This window comes from Alterinioella sp. (assembly GCF_058343375.1).
Genome location: NZ_JBTUJH010000056.1, coordinates 14,502 through 32,649 on the forward strand (window position 1 = coordinate 14,502; position 18,148 = coordinate 32,649).

An 18,148-nucleotide genomic window follows, 5' to 3' on the forward strand; every position below is an offset into this window, starting at 1 on the left:
AGCCGATTTCACGTCGTTTTATGGTAGGTTTCCAGATATTTGGCTGTCACTATGGGGGCGACCATAAGGGCGGATAAACGCCATGAAACAGGTATTGGCCAGCGCGTGGGCCATTCTATTGGGCCTGATGCTGTTGCAGGTGGGCAATTCGCTGCAAGGCTCTTTGATGGGCATTCGCGGTGGCATCGAAGGGTTTTCAACCTTTCAGCTGTCGCTGATTGCCTCGGCCTATTTCGTGGGATTTCTGGGTGGCTCGCAACTGGCCCCCGGCATGATCCGGCGGGTCGGCCATGTCCGGGTATTCGCGGCGCTCGGCTCCTTCATCTCGGCGGTTCTGATCCTCTATCCGGTGCTGCCCAATGCCTATGCCTGGATGGCGCTGCGCGTCATCATCGGGTTTTCGCTGTCGGGGGTCTATGTCACCACTGAAAGCTGGCTGAACAACGCCGCCTCGAACGCCAATCGCGGCCAGGCGCTGTCGGCCTATATGCTGTTCCAGATGGCCGGGCTCATTCTGGGCCAGGCGATGCTCGGGTTTGGCGATCCCGGCGGTTATATCCTCTTTATCATCCCATCGGTGCTGGTTTCGCTGTCTTTCGCGCCCATTTTGCTATCCGCCGCCCCGACACCATCCTTTGATACCGCCAAACCGATGAGCCTGATCCAGCTCTACCGCAATTCACCCTTCGGCTGTGTCGGCATGTTCCTGATGGGATTCGTGTTTTCGGCGCAGTTCGGCATGACGGCGGTTTACGGCACTCAGGTGGGGCTCAGCGTGACCCAGATCGCAATGCTGGTCTCGGCCTTTTTCGTTGGTGGCCTGGTGTTCCAATATCCGATCGGCTGGATGTCGGACCGGATGGACCGGCGCGTGCTGATCACGGGGGTTGCGGCGGCGGGCGCGCTCTCGGCGGCGGTCGGGTTTCTGAGCGGTGCCAGTTTTGCCGCGCTGCTGGTGGCGGGCGTATTGACCGGCGGGCTGGCGCAGCCGCTTTATGCGCTGATCATCGCCTATACCAATGACTATCTCGAAACCGATGAAATGGCCGCCGCCTCGGGCGGGCTGGTCTTTGTCAACGGGCTTGGCGCAATCATGGGGCCGCCGATGGTGGGCTGGCTGATGGGCGTTTTCGGGCCAGGCGGGTTCTGGGTGTTTTTGGCCCTCGCGCTGGCCGTGATGGCCATTTACGGCGGCTGGCGGATGACGCAGCGCCAATCGGCCTATGCCTCCGAGGCCGAGGATTACGACGCCGTTCCCTACAGCGCCATGATGCCAAACTCATCGGCCTATGCGGTCGAGGCGGCGCAGGAGCTTTATGTCGAGGCCGCCGAAGAAATGGCGGACAGCAACGAAACGACCACCCCGGAAACACCGTCGGGCTGAACCCGGCAGCAGAGGCAGGAGACAGAGAAGGAGGATATGGCCAATGTCACATAAATCAGAAGAAGTGCTGGAATTCTGGATCACCGAAAGCGGGCCGGAAAAATGGTATACGGGCGGCGCGGAATTTGATGCCGAGATCCGCGAAAGATACCTGACGCTCTGGCAGGACGGGCGCGACGGGCGGCTGGTCGATTGGGCGGGTCACCCGCGAAAATCGCTGGCGCTGATCATCGTGCTGGACCAGTTCCCGCGCAATATCTTCCGCAACGACCCACGTGCCTTCGCCACCGATCAGCGGGCGAAATCGGTGGCCTGTTCGGCTTTGAAACACGGCTGGGACATGCGGTTTCCGGAAGCCGAGCGGCAGTTCTTCTACCTGCCATTCATGCATTCGGAATCCCTGCCCGACCAGGACCATTCCGTGCGCCTGATGTGCGAGCGAATGCCCGAAAGCCGCGAAAGCAACCTGCTGCATGCGCGGGCCCACCGTCAGATCATCCGGCAATTTGGCCGCTTTCCCTATCGCAATGAGGCGCTTGGCCGCAAAAGCTCGGTCGCGGAAAAGGCCTTTCTGTCGGATGGGGGATATGGCAAGATGCTGGAACAGCTGAAACCTGCGGCTTGAAAATATATGGTTCAATCATTAAACCACACCCCTGAAACGCCGCGATCCGACAGCTTGCGGCGCGAAAATGGGTCGGGCTCGGACCAATTCTTCGGAGAGGATCATAACGGATGGCTGCACAATCCTTTGACACGATCGTAATCGGGGCCGGCCCCGGCGGTTATGTGGCCGCGATCCGGGCCGCGCAACTTGGCCAGAAGGTCTGCATCGTTGAACGTGAACATCTGGGCGGCATCTGTCTGAACTGGGGCTGCATCCCGACCAAGGCGCTGTTGCGCAGCGCCGAGGTGTTTCACCTGATGCACCGGGCCCGCGAATTCGGCCTGAAAGCCGACAATATCGGCTATGATCTGGATGCGGTGGTGAAACGCTCGCGCGGGGTGGCCAAACAGCTGTCTTCGGGCATTGGCCATCTGATGAAAAAGAACAAGATCACGGTGGTGATGGGGTCGGCCACGATTCCCGCCAAGGGCCGCGTCACGGTTGAAACCGACAAGGGCACCGAAGATCTTTCCGCCAAGGACATCATCATCGCCACCGGGGCGCGTGCCCGCGAATTGCCGGGGCTCGAGGCCGATGGCAAACGCGTCTGGACCTATAAGGCCGCGTTGCAGCCGCCGCATATGCCAAAAAAGCTGCTGGTCATCGGATCGGGGGCCATCGGCATCGAATTTGCCAGCTTCTATAACACGCTCGGGGCCGATACGACCGTGGTCGAGGTGATGGACCGGGTGCTGCCGGTCGAGGATGACGAGATCAGCGCCTTTGCCAAAAAGAGCTTCGAGAAGCAGGGCATGAAGATCCTGCAAAAGGCGATGGTCAAACAGCTGGACCGCGCCGCAGACAAGGTCACCGCCCATATCGAGACCGGCGGCAAGGTTGAGAAACATGAGTTCGATACGGTGATTTCGGCCGTCGGCATTGTCGGCAATACCGAGGGCCTGGGGCTGGAGGCGCTTGGCGTCACGCTGGACCGCACCCATATCGTGACCGATCAATATTGCCGCACCGGGGTCGAAGGCGTCTATGCCATCGGCGACATCGCGGGCGCGCCCTGGCTGGCCCATAAGGCAAGCCATGAGGGTGTGATGGTGGCGGAACTGATCACCGGCGGCCAGCCACATCCAATCAATCCCAATTCCATCGCCGGCTGCACCTATTGCCATCCGCAGGTGGCCAGCGTCGGTCTGACCGAGGCCAAGGCGAAAGAGGCGGGCCATGACATCAAGGTCGGCCGCTTCCCCTTTATCGGCAATGGCAAGGCGATTGCTCTGGGCGAATCCGAGGGCATGATCAAGACCGTGTTCGATGCCAAAACCGGAGAGCTTCTGGGGGCCCATATGATCGGTGCCGAAGTGACCGAACTGATCCAGGGCTATATCGTCGGGCGCCAGCTTGAAACCACCGAAGAAGATCTGATGAACACCGTTTTCCCGCACCCCACATTGTCAGAAATGATGCACGAGGCGGTGCTGGATGCCTATGGGCGTGTCATCCACATGTAAGCCCGGGACCCGGGCACCAAAATGCAAAAGGCCGGGCCGCAGACAGCGCCCGGCCTTTTGCATTGATCTACGCCCTAAGGGGCCATCACCGTGATCATCCGGCGCGCCACAATGCGATTGTCGGGCTGCATGTAATAGCGCAGCTCATAATCGCCGGGCGCATCCGGCACCCGCATCGTCAGCGGCAGGCCATCGCGGGTATAGCTGTAGCCGTCATAGCGCCGGTCATCGCCCACCACCCCGAAACCGACGAAATCGCCGCGATAATCGGGGCCTGAATGGGTGATCTGAATGGTGCCGCCGGCGGTGGCGGTGGCCGGCCCATCCAGCGTGACGGCGGGCAGATCGGCCACCGTAATGGCCACCCGCGCGGCGATGCGGCGATCCTGATTGAGGTAATAGCGCAGCTCGTAACTGCCCGGCTGGCTCGGCATCTGGATCAAGGCCGGGCTGCCTTCGCGGGTATAGGCATAGGCCTCATAGCGCGTGGGTTCATCCATCCGGCCCACCGCCACGAAATCATTGCGGTAATCCGGCCCGTCCCAGACCACCTGCACGGTTTCGCCCACCAAGGCCTGTGGCGGGGCCTGCAGGGTCACGAAAATCTCCGTCACCTCGATCGGCTGGCGGGCAATGATCGAGCGGTCCTGATTGACGTAATAGCGGATCTCATATTGCCCCGGCTCGGTCGGCATCTCAACCGAGGCCGGGCTGCCATTGCGGGTATAGGCGTAATTCTCATAGCCCGAGGGGTCATCTGCCGGTGACACAGCGATGAAATCGCTCTGATAATCCGGGCCCGCCCAGGCAACCTGCACAGTTGATCCGGCGGGGGCCGATGCGGGCGCGTCCAGCGTGGCCGCCACCGCCGTTACCGTGATGCGGCTGCGTGCGATGATGGACCGGTCCTGGTTGACGAAATACCGGATCTCATATTCGCCGGGTTCGGTCGGCATGGTCAGGCTCAACGGCGTGCCGTCGCGCGTATAGGCGTAGTTTTCATAGCCCGACGGATCACCCACCGGTGACACAGCGATGAAATCGCTCTGATAATCCGGGCCTTCCCAGGTGATCTGAATGTCGGAACCGGCCACCGCGCTGGCAGGTGCGTCCAGCCTCGCCGCCACCGCCGTCACCTCGATCATGCGCCGCCCGATGATGGAGCGGTCCTGATTGACATAATAGCGGATCTCATACTGGCCCGGTTCGGTCGGCATGGTCAGGCTCAATGGGGTGCCGTCGCGCGTATAGGCGTAGTTTTCATAGCCCGACGGATCACCCACCGGTGACACAGCGATGAAATCGCTCTGGTAATCCGGGCCGTCCCAGGCAACCTGAACCGTCGATCCGGCCACCGCGCTGGCGGGGGCGTCCAGCGTGGCACCGATCTCGGTCACCGTGATCGGCCGGGTGGCGATCACCTCCCGATCCTGCTGCATGACATAGCGCAATTCATAGCTGCCGGGCTCAGATGGCATGACAATGCTGGCCGGGCTGCCGTCGCGCGCCAGGACATAGTTGATCACGGTCGCGCTGCCCGGCACCGATACGGCAATCAGATCGGGCCGGTAGCCGGGGCCGGTCCAGGCCACCGCGATCGTGTCGCCGGCCAGGGCGGTGTCGGGGGCGTCCAGCGTGGCCATGGCAGGCGTCACTTCCAGCATCCGGCGCGCCAGCACTTCGCGCCCCTGACCCAGGATATAGCGCAGCTCATAGCTGCCGGGTTGCGAGGGCACGCGCAGGCCTGCCGGGTTGCCATCTCGGGTCAGCGCATAGGTGGCATAGGCCGCGCGCCCCGGAATGCCTGCGGCAATGAAATCGCCCTCGGTCTCGGGCCCGCTATAGGTGATCAGAATCGTCGATCCGGCGACGGCGGTTTGTGGCGCATCAATGCTGGCCGGGATCGGTGTGACCGCAATCGGTTCTTCGGCCAGAACCCGCCGCAGATCGCGGTTGTAATATTGCAAGATGTAATCGCCGGGGCTGCTCGGCAGGGTGATCATGGCCGGATTGCCGCCCGCGGTGGCCACGCGCGATGCCTCGACGCTGCCATCGGCACGCAGGATCAATATCGCGTCGCCCGCGCCATCGGGCCCGGTCCAGTCAACGGCGATTTCGGCTCCAACAGGGGCTTCATCCTTGGCCGACAGCGTGGCCGTGGGGATGATCTGCGGCAGCACCAGCGTCACCACCTGATCCTGCCCCTCGAGCACGGTAAACATCTCCGCATGGACGGTTTCCTGTGCCATGCGATAGAGCTGCACCCGGTAGCTGCCAGGCTCCAGCACCTGAGTGACCGCCGCCGCCTGCGTCGCGTCCATCACCGCGTTGCCATCGGCGTCGAACAGCTCCCAGAGCAGCGGTGAAACCGGGGCGCTGTCATCGGGTGCCACCACAGCCTGAAGCGTGATCATCGCGGGCGGCGGCGGCGGGGCGACGGCAACCTGCTGCAACGCATCGGCCAGCTCAGTGGCGTTGGAGGCAGACAGATACTGACCGCCGGTGCTCTCCGCAAGACATTGAAGCTGCGCGATATCTTCGGGTTCAGCCACGTCAAAACCGATCACATGCGCGGTGAAATCAATCCCCGATTGTTCCAGTGCCCGCCCCACCTCACAGGTGTTGCGGTTGCAGGTCTCGCGCCCATCCGAGATCAGAATGACCGTGGCCGGGTTTTCGGTATAGCGCAGCGCCTCGGCCGCTTGAATCACCGCATCCGACAATGGCGTGCGGCCGCGCGGATTGACGCTGTTGACGATGCGCGCAATCTCCTCGCGATTGCCGATGCCGGGTTGCACCATGGTTTCGATATCGGAACAATCGCCGCGCCGGTTATGGCCATAGACCGTCAGACCAAGCGCCATGTTTTCCGGGATCCGGGTCAGCAGATCACCGATAACCTCGCGCGCGATGACGATCTTGTTGACCCCGTCGATCTGCCCCCACATGGACCCCGAGGCATCCAGCACCAGGATGGTCGCGGCGGTGTCGTCGGTTTGTGCAGGCAGGGTTTGTGCAGGCAGGGTTTGGGCAGACAGGGGCAGGGCGGTCAGAAATGCAAGGGCGCAGGAGGTCAGTAAGCGGCGCATGGGGTATCCTGAATGAGTATTTGAATCTGAATGCGACCAGTCTAATCCCCATGCCCCATGTTTGGGAAGCCTTACGATTGACGTGGGGGCAGGCGAAAAACCCCTCCAGGGCGCATTACAGACCCGGCCTGTGGATAAATGTTCGGGGAATGTTCTCACTTTATGGTTGGAGACTCGGCCCGGCTCAACTATCTGTTAACAACTGCTGTCCCGGGGGGCTGACATGGCCGAGCTGAAAAATATCGAGGTGCGCGGCGCGCGCGAACATAACCTCAAGAATATCGACGTCGATATCCCGCGCGACCAGCTGGTGGTGATCACCGGGCTGTCCGGCTCGGGCAAGTCCAGCCTGGCCTTCGATACGATCTATGCCGAAGGTCAGCGCCGCTATGTCGAATCGCTCAGCGCCTATGCCAGGCAGTTTCTCAACATGATGGAGAAACCCGATGTCGATCATATCTCGGGCCTCAGCCCGGCGATCAGCATCGAACAGAAGACCACCAGCAAGAACCCGCGCTCCACCGTTGGCACCGTCACCGAAATCTATGATTACATGCGGCTTCTCTTTGCCCGTGTCGGCACGCCCTACAGCCCCGCCACCGGCCTGCCGATCCAGGCGCAGCAGGTGCAGGATATGGTCGACCGGGTGATGGCGATGCCGGCGGGCACGCGCGGCTTTCTGCTGGCCCCGATCGTGCGCGACCGCAAGGGCGAATACCGCAAGGAAATGCTGGATCTGCGCAAACAGGGGTTCCAGCGCGTCAAGGTCGATGGCGAATTCCACGAACTCGATGACCCGCCCAGGCTGGACAAGAAGCTGCGCCATGACATTGATGTGGTGGTGGATCGGATCGTGGTCCGCGACGGGCTGGAACCCCGGCTCGCCGACAGTTTTCGCACCGCGCTCGATCTGGCCGATGGCATTGCCATTCTGGAAACCGCGCCGCGCGCAGGCGACGACGGCACCGACCCGCCCGAGGCACCGCAACGCTTCACCTTCTCGGAAAAATTCGCCTGTCCGGTCTCCGGCTTCACCATCCCCGAGATCGAGCCGCGCCTGTTCTCCTTCAACGCGCCCTTCGGGGCCTGCCCGGATTGCGACGGGTTGGGGGTGGAGCTGTTCTTTGACGAACGTCTGGTGGTGCCCGATGTCACCCTGACGCTGGAAAATGGCGCGCTGGCCCCCTGGCGCAAAGGCAAATCGCCCTATTTCACTCAGACAATCGAGGCCCTTGCCCGCCATTACGGGTTCGACCCCAAAACGCCATGGAAGGCGCTGCCCGAAGACGTGCAACAGGTCTTTCTGCACGGCTCGGGTGATGTGGAACTTCCGTTCCGCTATGATGATGGCGGTCGCGTCTACAAGGTAACGCGCAGCTTCGAGGGCATCATCCCCAACATGATCCGGCGCTACCGCGAAACCGATAGCGCCTGGATCCGCGAAGACTTCGAGCGCTACCAGAACAACCGCCCCTGCGGGGCCTGCGGCGGGTTTCGCCTGCGCCCCGAGGCGCTGGCCGTCAGGATCGCCGATCTGCATGTCGGCCAGGTGGTGCAGATGTCGATCCGCGAGGCCGCCGATTGGTGCGCTTTGGTTCCCGAAAGCCTCAGCGCGCAGAAAAACGAGATCGCCAAGGCCATATTGAAGGAAATCCGCGACCGGCTCGGATTTCTGAACAATGTCGGGCTCCAGTATCTGACCCTCAGCCGTAATGCCGGCACGCTTTCGGGCGGTGAAAGCCAGCGCATCCGGCTGGCTTCCCAGATCGGTTCGGGCCTGACCGGGGTGCTTTACGTGCTCGATGAACCCTCTATCGGCCTGCACCAGCGCGACAATGACCGGCTGCTCACGACGCTGAAAAACCTGCGCGATCAGGGCAATACGGTGATCGTGGTGGAACATGACGAAGAAGCCATCCGCGCGGCCGATTACGTCTTTGATATCGGCCCCGGTGCGGGGGTGCATGGCGGCCGGGTGGTGGCGCAGGGCACGCCCCGCGACATCATCGCCGATCCGGCCTCGATCACCGGCCAATATCTGTCCGGCGCGCGCGAAATCCCGGTTCCCGCCAGCCGCCGTCAAGGCAATGGCAAATCCGTCACCGTGGTCGGGGCCAATGGCAACAATCTGCAAAATGTCACGGTCAGTTTCCCTCTGGGCCAGTTCGTCTGTGTCACCGGCGTCTCGGGGGGCGGCAAATCCACCCTGACCATCGAGACCCTGTTCAAGACCGCCTCGATGAAGCTCAACGGGGCCCGCCAGACGCCGGCCCCCTGCGAGACAATCAAAGGGCTGGAGCATCTCGACAAGGTCATCGACATCGACCAGCGCCCGATCGGGCGCACACCACGCTCGAACCCCGCCACCTATACCGGGGCCTTCACCCCGATCCGCGACTGGTTTGCCGGCCTGCCGGAATCAAAGGCGCGTGGCTACAAATCCGGGCGCTTCAGCTTCAACGTCAAGGGTGGCCGGTGCGAGGCCTGCCATGGCGATGGCGTGATCAAGATTGAAATGCATTTCCTGCCCGATATCTATGTCACCTGCGAAACCTGCAAGGGCGCGCGCTATAATCGCGAAACGCTTGAAATTCGCTTCAAGAACAAAAGCATCGCTGACGTTCTTGACATGACGGTCGAAGAAGCCCGCAGCTTCTTCAAGGCGGTGCCAGGCATTCGCGACAAGATGGAGGCCCTGTCCCGCGTCGGCCTTGATTATATCAAGGTCGGCCAGCAGGCCACAACGCTTTCAGGCGGCGAAGCGCAGCGCGTAAAGCTCTCCAAGGAGCTTGCCAAACGCGCCACCGGGCGCACGCTCTATATTCTGGATGAACCCACCACCGGCCTGCATTTCGAGGATGTCCGCAAGCTGCTTGAGGTGCTGCATGAGCTGGTCGATCAGGGCAATACGGTGGTGGTGATCGAACATAATCTCGACGTCGTCAAAACCGCCGACTGGATCATTGATATCGGCCCCGAAGGCGGCGATGGCGGCGGCCGGATCATCGCCGAAGGAACGCCCGAACACCTGGCCGGGATCGCCGCGTCACATACCGGCCACTACCTGGCCCCGATGCTGAAAAAACAGGTCGCGGCAGAATAATCCGACCCATCGCCGCCCGTTTCAAAAAATGGTGCGGCACGGCGGATCCCCAATCCCCCGACACCCCTTCTTTGCGCTGCAAATATCCCAGGGGGTGCGGGGGACAGCGTCCCCCGCCGTGGTCGGGTTGCCATTCAAACCGATCCCGTCACGCTTCAGCACCGCACCATCAACCGCTCCAGCCCGTGAAAATGATAAATATCGCCATAGCGCGGCACCCCCACCAGGCGCAGCCCCGGGCAGCGCTGAAACAACACTTCCAGCGCCATCGCCATCTCCATCCGGGCCAGCGGCGCACCGACACAGAAATGCAGGCCGGCACCAAACGCCAAATGCGTGGCTGCCGCGCGGCTCGGGTCAAACCTCTCCGGCCGCTCATTCACCGCCCCATCCCGCCCCACCGATCCCAACATCAACCCGACCTCATCGCCGCGCTGAAACCGGTGCCCGAACAGCTCCACCTCGGCGTAAACATGCCGGGTAAACAGGTGCAAAGGCGGATCATGGCGCAGAATTTCCTCGACCACGCCCGCATCACCGCCGCGAACCCCATGTTCCAGCATTGCCTTCACCCCATTGCCCAAAGAATGAACCGTCGCCTCATGGCCCGCATTCAGCAACAGAATGCAGGTGGTGATCAGCTCATCGGTGCTGAGCCGGTCGCCATCCTCTTCCGCCGCGATCAGGCTGGTGATCAGGTCATCGCGCGGCTCCGAGCGGCGCGCCGCGATATGGGCCCGCATGAAATCCACGAATGCATCCGTCGCGGCCACCGCCGCATCTTCATCGGCCCGGGTCCGGCCCGCCATATACATCCCCACCATCGCGTTCGACCAGCGCAGCAGCTCCGGCCCCATTTCCTCCGGCACCCCCAACAGCCGGGCAATGATGGTGACGGGCAGGGGGCGTGCATAGGCATCCAGCAGGTCAAACTCGCCCGCGGGGAACGCATCAACCAGATCGTGGCACAGCACCCCGATGCCGTCCTTCAGCCCCGCGATCCGGCGCGACGTAAAGGCGCGCAGCACCAGCGATCGCAACCGCGAATGGCGCGGCGGTTCCAGCTCCAGCATGGAATGCGCCTCGACGGCATAAAACGGGGCCAGATGCTCGGGGATCGGGCTCCGCAATTCCTCGGGCGCTTCGCGGCCAAAGCGGCGGTCGCGCAGGATCATGTTCACCGCTTCATGCGTGGTGGCACAGGCCATGTTGTAGTCCTGCCACCAGATCAGCGGCCCGGCGGCGCGGGCGCGGGCATAAAACGGATAAGGGTCCTGCACGAATTCAGGGTCGGTCGGCGATTGCGACAGGTGCTGCATTTTCTTGAAACTCGACTTGGGCCATGGGGGTGTTACGGGGGCCAGTTTGTCTGGCCGGGCACCGGCTTGCAATGGCCCCGGGGGGTTAGGGCTGGAAACTGGCGTGCGCATCGCTATCGTTGCAGCAGAGCAATTGCAGACAGAAGGATATTCTCCATGCGACGATTGAAAACTGGGTTTCTGGCCGGGCTGATGGCCACCGGTCTTGCAACCGGGGCCATGGCGCAGGTCGCGCAATGCGGGGCCGGGTTGCCTGCCGGCAACTGGATTGGTGGCGCGGCTGCGACATCAGACATCGCCACGGCACCGGCGGCGTTTGACCAGACCGGCGCGGTTCCGCCCGGCGGCTATTTCGTGTCGGCCTTCACCGTCTCATCCTTGGCCCGGGTCCGGGTCGAGGCGGCCGGACAATCCGGCGGCGACCCGGTGATCGAACTTTACGACGCCGCAGGCACCTTGGTGCTGACCGATGATGATAGCGGCGGCAATTTCGATTCGCGCGGCGAGATTGCCCTGCAACCCGGCACCTATTGCCTGGCCACCCGCAGCTATGGCGGCGGCCCCATCACGGCCGATATCCGCATCGGTCTGCTGGATCATCCGGCGCTGACACAAGGCTCGGGCGGCTCCAATATAGCCGCCTGCATGGCCAATACCCCCGCGACCCCGCTTGGTCGCGGCCCGCTGGACCAACTGCCGGGCCAGCAGGCAATGGCGACCAATTCTGTCACCGGCGCGCCCTATTACCGGTTCACCCTTTCGGCCGCGACGCCGATCACCATCCGCGCCACCAATCCGCGCGCCGATCCCTATATCTATGTCTTTGACGGCGCAGGCACGCTGATCGACGAAAATGACGACTATAACAGCCTGAATGCGCGGATTGATTTCACCGATCCGCTGCCTGCGGGCAGTTACTGCATCGGCATGCGGGCGCTGAACGATCCCAACCTGCCGATCGAGGTCAGCGTCGCGGTTTTCTCGCAATCCGAGATGATGCGCGATCTCTATGCCAGCGGCGAAGCCAGCCCGCCCTCCGATGGCCTGAGCTATCCGGTTGTCGCCCTGGGCCAGCTCGACACCCGCCTGGTGCGCGATGGCACGGTCGGTGCCGATGCGGTCTGGCATTCCTTTACCGTGCCCGAGGCGGGCCTTGTGCTGATCAACGCCGTAGGCATCGGCAATTCCGATCCGGTGATCTACCTGTTTGATGATCTGGGCCGGGCCGTGGCACAAAATGACGATTTCGGCGGCACCCTCGATTCCCAGATCGCCACCCGCGTCGCCCCCGGCACCTATATGTTGGGCGTGACGCAATATCACGGCGAAAACGGTGTGATCCGCCTGGCCATAGAACGCTACGTTCCGGCGCGGTAGCGCCTGTCCTCGCCCAGACAAGGCCGCGCCCGGATTGTGGGCGCGGCCCCACGCTCCACCCTACTGGCGCGGCGTCAGCACCGTCACGCCGATATTGCCGGCCCGCGCCAGTTCATTGTCCAGCGACATCGGAATATATTCGCCGCGCCGCCACAGCTCACCCAGATTGTCGTAATACCGGCTCAGCGGATGGCCCGATTGGCCGGTCGCCGTGACAAAGACCGAACTGTCGGGATCGGCAAAATCATAGACCCCGCGATACCCCGCACCCTGCATGTTCTGAAACGGGTTGGGCAGCGTGCCGGACGTGGTTCCACGATTGAGCGTATTATCCCCGCCCGAGGTCGATTGTTGGATATTGACGGCCCAGCCAAGCAGCCGTGAATTGCCCAGAACCGGATGTTCATGCACCGCTTGATGGGCATCGCCCCATTGCCAGGAGGCAATATTGTCGCCGTAGCGCTCGATCAGAAACTGCAAGGCATCATCCAGCGCCATCCGGGCAATATCGGTGCAGCTTTCCTCGATACTCGATTGCCGGATATCGCACCAGACCGAGGCCCCGTCGATATCGCGATAGACCCGTTCGATGAAGATCGGCTCCAATTGCTGAAAGGCGCTGGCCAGCGGCCCCAGATCATCCTGCACCAGACGCTGCTGCAGCGCCCGCATCCAGGCGGCGTAGATCAAGGGTTCGGGAAGGTGTTCATCCATCTCGCCGTTCCAGGCACCCAGCAGGTCAAGCGCCTGTTGGCGGCGCGCCTCGATGCTGCCGGGCGCGGCCGCCTGCGAGGTGAACCACAGCTCGCGCCCGACCAGCGGCAACAGCGTGCGCGCGGCCGGTGATACCGTGTCCAGCTGCGCCTCGATGAAACTGTCGCGGGTGTGAACCTCGCGCGATTGCATCAGCGATTGCCACCGCACCACGCGCTGCGTATCGCCCCAGTCAAAGCTCATATGCAGCGGAAATTCGCGCTCCACGATGCGGTTGTTGGTATTGCCCAGAATGCCGCCCTCGGGGTCCATGAACCGCGGGTTGGCAAAATACTGCACCATGCCCTGCCAGCGGTTCCCGGCGATCCAGCCCGGCGACGGAATGCGCCCCTGGCTTTGATGTTCGCGAAGCCGCCACGGCATGCGCCCGATCACCTGCATCGCCACCCGGTCGGCACTGGCCAGGGTCAGCACCTGGCTTGGGGCCACGAAATACTGCCCCGCCGCCATCGCCTCTTCGATGGTCTGGGCCTGCATCAGCTCGCGGCCTGTGCGCATGGATGTGTTCTGATCGGTCAGCGCCGTCCAGGCCATCGACATCACATGGCCGGCCGGTGTCACGGTGCCGAAATTCCACTGATCGCCGGGAATGACGGGGCCGTTTTCGGTTGATCTCAGGGTGATCGTGATCGGATCGGCATCGGCAATGTCAATGATCGAGCGGCGGGTTTCAAACTCGGCCCAGCCCTCGGGAGTGCGGTATTGTTCCGGGTTGTCGGGGTTCACCTGTTCCACATAAAGGTCGATATCGTCCATATAGGATGTGGTCAGCCCCCAGCCCAGCATGTCGCTGCGCCCGACCATGATGATCGGCATGCCGGGAATACTGCCGCCGATGACGCCGCCGGTGCTCAATTCCAGCCGCGCCAGATACCAGATCGTGGGGGCGGTCAGCCCCAGATGCGGGTCATTGGCCAGCAGGCTCTGGCCGGTGGCCGATCGGCTGCCATCCGCGGCCCAGGCATTCGAGGCCCCGGCCATCATGGGGGCACCCCCGGGGAACAAAGGGTCGCGCGGCAGGATCTCGGTATTGGCGGCATAGCGCGGCAGATCCGGAAACAGCGCCGCATATTCCGGCAGTTCGGCCACCGCCGCGCCGATCGGGTCGGGCAGGATATCGGCCAGCCGGGCCGGATCATTCAACATCAAGGAGGCGCGCGCACGCAGCACTTCGGCCTCTTGCTGGCCGGTCAGTTGCAACGCCATCAGGTTCATCACGGCAATCGAATCGGCGGGCCGCCACGGCGCGATCTCGGGGGAAAACAGCAACAGCTCGGGCGCGCCCCGGCCCAAAGCTTCTTCCGCGACCAGCTCCAGCCAGGCATTGACCCCGGCGGAATAGGCCTCCAGCATCGCCAGCGTCTCAGGATCCTGGGCCGCGACCGAGCGGTTGGCCAGCCCGTAAAGATCAAGCCGGCGCAGCAATGTATCAATCGCCACCGTGCGTTGCCCGAACAGCTCCGACAGGCGGCCCTGCACGGTGCGCCGCATCATCAGCATCTGCCACAGCCTGTCCTGGGCGTGAACAAAGCCGAGGCCAAAATACACGTCGGCGTCGCTCTCGCCGTAGATATGGGGGATATTCGCGTTCGAGCGCACAATCTCCAGCTGCCCGTCCAGCCCCGACACCGACCATTCGCCGTCATAATCGGGGATCGAGCGCGAAAATATCCAATAGGTCACAAGCACGGCACCAACAGACAGTGCCAGAGCCACGGAAACGATACGGATCATCCAGCGCAGAAAAACGGCCATGTCCTGCCTTCGATAGTGGAGGGTCGCGGGGGAACAGCCGTTACCCTAACGCGCCCGCCGAGCCTTGCAAAGAGAAGAGGCGACCCGCAAGCCGCCGCAATGCAAGATCAGAACCTTTCTGACGTCACGGCAGGATGCGGGTGTAGCGCTGACCTTCCAGCGTTACCCCGGCAATCAGCCCGGCCTGACCGAATACCACCCCGATGACGGGGCTCAGCAGGCTGGTCGATTCGACGCCCAGATTGCCGCCTTGCCGGTTCACGGCATATTCGATATCGGCCCCCACGGCCCAGCCCGAGGAATAGCGGAAATCGCGCAGCGATTCTTCGGTCATGAAAAACAGCGCATGGGCATATTGCTGCGCCCCGATCTGAAACCCGAATGTGGCCGAGGTCGAGGAATAGTAATCCACCGTCGCGCCATTGATGCGCAGCGCACCGCGACCATAGCCGCCGCCAAACCCAAAGCCCGCTTCGGTGATCAAGGGCATGATCAGCACGCCTTCGGCGTCACCGGTCAGTTCGCGGGTGCCTTCGATATTGGCGTGCATGAAGGCGATGGCACTATCGACGCGGGCGTCAATGCGCTGGCCGGCATCGGAGCCGATGCCATTGCCGCAAGCCGCCAACGGGATCATGGCTGCCGAACCGAGAATGAGGTTGCGCCTGCTCAGGGTACTCATGGGGTGGGACCGCCTGTATAATTGCTCACTTGAATGGACGTTATTTCGCCCTTGATGCGCAAGATACGCAGGTTTTGCGGGTCTGTCATCCATGAACCACCGTATCTAGCGGGTTTTCGCCTATTTTACGGATTTGTCAGCCCGTGGCGGCGGCGGTCTTCCTGTCGCGCCGGTTTCCAGCGCCGATGCACCCAGAACCATTGCTCGGGCCGTTCGCGGACCTGTGCGCTCAGGCTGTCCATCAGATCCCGGGTCATCGTGATGGCGTCGGAATGGGCCACGGGCGGTTCAAGCAGCACGTCGAAATCAAGCCCGTTTTCCAACCGGCGGGCATAGATCGGGATAACCAGAGCGTTGAATTTCAGCGCAATTTCACCAACAGACAGGGCCGTGGGGGCAGGTTTCCCCATGAAATCCACAATCGCGCCATCGCCGTAATACTGATCGATCAGCAGCGCCCCGTGGCCGCCCGACCGGACATGGCGCAGGAACCCCGCAAGACCGCGCCGCCCGCGCGAAAAGGCCGGCCCGCCCGCCGCCTCGATGGTGTGCACATAATGATCGTTGAACCAGGCATTGTTCATCGGACGGTAGAGACCGCCAAGCGCGAATCCGCGCACATTCATCGCCACACGCGCCGCCTGATAATTGCCAAAATGTCCCGAAACAAACAAGATGGGCCGGTTCTCAGCCAATGCCGCCTTGGCCGCCGCCAGCCCTTCGCCATGCACATTCCAGTTCTGCGCGCGGGTCTTCTGGTCATTGGTGGCGTAGTTTTCGATCACCGTGCGGCCGACATTGTCCAGCACCCTGGCTGCGATGGCGCGTCGTTGGGCGATTGGCATGTCGGGCCAGATATAGGCCAGATTGGCCCGCGCCCGGCGCGAATAGCCCGTGATCGGCCCGATCACCGCGCGCGCCAGCCAGCCCATCAAAGGCACGCGAACCCGATGCGGAACCAGCAGCAGCAGCCCGATCATGGCCCGCAACAGCCGGTCCACCAGCCAATTGCCTAAACCGCGGCTTTGTTTCTCATGGTGGGCCATGGGCAGGGCAGATACCATCGTCAGGAGCAGGCGCAGGGGCCGTTCTCTCAGCCATAAAGCGCGCCAGGCCCCATCACAACCGCTTCAATCGGCGCGGGCGGCCAGCGCATCGATCCGGCCGCGCATTCCGTCCAGCGAAAACCCCGCCGCATTTCCCGCCGCGATGATGGCATCGGTGTCGATCCGGCCGGCCTGTGAAAAGGCCCACATTACCGCAGACCGCATGCCGGATGCGCAATAGGCAACAATCGGGCCTTCGGCGGCCTCCAGCGCGGCGGCTTGTTCCTCGATATTGTCCATTGTCATCGCGGCCCCAATGACGGGGTTATAGACAAACACGATCCCGGCGGCCTCGGCTGCGGCCTGCATGGCATTGGCCTGCAAATCGGCCGGCACTTCGGCGTCGGGGCGGTTGCAGATCACCAGACGCACACCCTGAGCCGCCAGCGCGCTCATATCGCCAGGGGCCAGTTGCGGCCCGACCATGTAATCTTCGGAAAGCGGGCGGAGATCCATTTGCGTCGGTATCCTGTCTATTGCGATCTGGTCGAAAAACCCTGCATCCGTATTGCAGAAAAGAAAAGAGGAAACCGCTATCCCGGCATCGCTTCGCGGCGGTCAGAGCTTGTCCACCGGCAGTTTCAGATAGGTGGTGCCATTATCCTCGGCCGGGGGCATCTGGCCGGCGCGCATATTCACCTGAAGCGACGGGATGATCAGTTTCGGCATGCCAAGCGTGGCATCGCGCGCCTCGCGCATGGCCACGAAATCCTCCTTGGATGCGCCGCCGCCGATATGGACATTCTTCGCCTTGTGTTCGGCAACCGTTGCCTCCCAGGCAAATTCGTCGCGCCCAGGCGCTTTGTAATCATGGCCCACGAAAATCCGGGTCTGATCGGGCAGCGCCAGGATCTTCTGCACCGAATTGTACAGATCCTCGGCCGATCCGCCGGGGAAATCGCACCGCGCGGTGCCGAAATCGGGCATGAAGACGGTATCGCCCACAAAGGCGGCATCGCCGATGACATAGGTCATGCAGGCGGGCGTGTGGCCGGGCGTGTGCATCACATCGCCGCGCAACTGGCCGATATGGAAAGTGTCGCCATCTTGAAACAACCGGTCGAACTGGCTGCCGTCGCGCTGAAACTCGGTGCCTTCATTGAACACTTTGCCAAACACATCCTGCACCATCGTGATATTGGCACCGATGCCGATCTTGCCGCCAAGCTGCTCCTGAATATAGGGGGCCGCCGACAGGTGGTCGGCATGGACATGCGTTTCCAGAACCCATTGGCAGTCATAGCCGCGCTCGCGCACAAATGCGATGATCGCATCGGCCGAGGCGGTATCGGTCCGCCCCGATGCATGGTCGAAATCCAGCACCGTATCAATGATCGCGCAGGCGCTGCCGGCCGGATCATGCACAACATAGGACACGGTATTCGTCGCGGGGTCGAAAAAGGCGGTCACATCGGGTTGCATGCCGGAA

General features: G+C 62.5%; 12 protein-coding genes. 5 read left to right on the forward strand and 7 right to left on the reverse strand.

From position 1 onward, the window contains the following. Positions 1 to 82: 82 nt before the first annotated feature. The 3 genes from ACW8PS_RS08690 to lpdA all read left to right on the forward strand — a co-directional run bounded on the left by ACW8PS_RS08690 (position 83) and on the right by lpdA (position 3,514). The gene (locus ACW8PS_RS08690; RefSeq protein WP_491526970.1) at positions 83 to 1,384 is read left to right on the forward strand and encodes an MFS transporter; all 1,302 of its coding nucleotides are present in this window, start codon (positions 83 to 85) and stop codon (positions 1,382 to 1,384) included. Between the two features lie 43 nt (positions 1,385 to 1,427). Next, positions 1,428 to 2,009: a DUF924 family protein gene (locus ACW8PS_RS08695; protein WP_491526971.1), complete on the forward strand. Its 582-nt coding sequence runs from the start codon at positions 1,428 to 1,430 to the stop codon at positions 2,007 to 2,009. A gap of 110 nt (positions 2,010 to 2,119) precedes the next feature. After that, positions 2,120 to 3,514 (forward strand): dihydrolipoyl dehydrogenase, encoded by a 1,395-nt coding sequence (gene lpdA / locus ACW8PS_RS08700; RefSeq protein ID WP_491526972.1) that lies wholly within the window; start codon positions 2,120 to 2,122, stop codon positions 3,512 to 3,514. A 74-nt stretch (positions 3,515 to 3,588) separates the two neighbouring features. Here the strand turns inward: lpdA and ACW8PS_RS08705 are convergent, their stop codons facing one another. Further along, positions 3,589 to 6,603 (reverse strand): vWA domain-containing protein, encoded by a 3,015-nt coding sequence (locus tag ACW8PS_RS08705; RefSeq protein ID WP_491526973.1) that lies wholly within the window; start codon positions 6,601 to 6,603, stop codon positions 3,589 to 3,591. 223 nt (positions 6,604 to 6,826) lie between these two features. On the opposite strand from ACW8PS_RS08705, the gene uvrA reads away from it, so the two are divergent. Next, positions 6,827 to 9,706 carry an excinuclease ABC subunit UvrA gene (uvrA, locus tag ACW8PS_RS08710; protein ID WP_491526974.1) on the forward strand — a complete coding sequence of 960 codons (2,880 nt, stop codon included), beginning with the start codon at positions 6,827 to 6,829 and terminating at the stop codon, positions 9,704 to 9,706. 155 nt (positions 9,707 to 9,861) lie between these two features. Here the strand turns inward: uvrA and ACW8PS_RS08715 are convergent, their stop codons facing one another. Continuing rightward, positions 9,862 to 11,025: a cytochrome P450 gene (locus ACW8PS_RS08715; RefSeq protein ID WP_491526975.1), complete on the reverse strand. Its 1,164-nt coding sequence runs from the start codon at positions 11,023 to 11,025 to the stop codon at positions 9,862 to 9,864. 156 nt (positions 11,026 to 11,181) lie between these two features. On the opposite strand from ACW8PS_RS08715, the gene ACW8PS_RS08720 reads away from it, so the two are divergent. Then, complete coding sequence (locus ACW8PS_RS08720; RefSeq protein WP_491526976.1) at positions 11,182 to 12,402, forward strand: DVUA0089 family protein; 1,221 nt, start codon at positions 11,182 to 11,184, stop codon at positions 12,400 to 12,402. Positions 12,403 to 12,462: 60 nt separating this feature from the next. Here ACW8PS_RS08720 and ACW8PS_RS08725 read toward each other — a convergent pair whose 3' ends face one another. The 5 genes from ACW8PS_RS08725 to ACW8PS_RS08745 all read right to left on the reverse strand — a co-directional run bounded on the left by ACW8PS_RS08725 (position 12,463) and on the right by ACW8PS_RS08745 (position 18,141). Further along, positions 12,463 to 14,931: a penicillin acylase family protein gene (locus ACW8PS_RS08725; RefSeq protein ID WP_491526977.1), complete on the reverse strand. Its 2,469-nt coding sequence runs from the start codon at positions 14,929 to 14,931 to the stop codon at positions 12,463 to 12,465. 124 nt (positions 14,932 to 15,055) lie between these two features. Continuing rightward, complete coding sequence (locus ACW8PS_RS08730) at positions 15,056 to 15,613, reverse strand: lipid-binding SYLF domain-containing protein (RefSeq protein WP_491526978.1); 558 nt, start codon at positions 15,611 to 15,613, stop codon at positions 15,056 to 15,058. Between the two features lie 125 nt (positions 15,614 to 15,738). Continuing rightward, positions 15,739 to 16,677 (reverse strand): lysophospholipid acyltransferase family protein, encoded by a 939-nt coding sequence (locus ACW8PS_RS08735; protein ID WP_491526979.1) that lies wholly within the window; start codon positions 16,675 to 16,677, stop codon positions 15,739 to 15,741. Positions 16,678 to 16,743: 66 nt separating this feature from the next. Next, positions 16,744 to 17,175: a protein tyrosine phosphatase family protein gene (locus tag ACW8PS_RS08740; protein ID WP_491526980.1), complete on the reverse strand. Its 432-nt coding sequence runs from the start codon at positions 17,173 to 17,175 to the stop codon at positions 16,744 to 16,746. A gap of 102 nt (positions 17,176 to 17,277) precedes the next feature. Next, positions 17,278 to 18,141 (reverse strand): MBL fold metallo-hydrolase, encoded by an 864-nt coding sequence (locus ACW8PS_RS08745; protein ID WP_491526981.1) that lies wholly within the window; start codon positions 18,139 to 18,141, stop codon positions 17,278 to 17,280. Positions 18,142 to 18,148 lie beyond the last annotated feature (7 nt).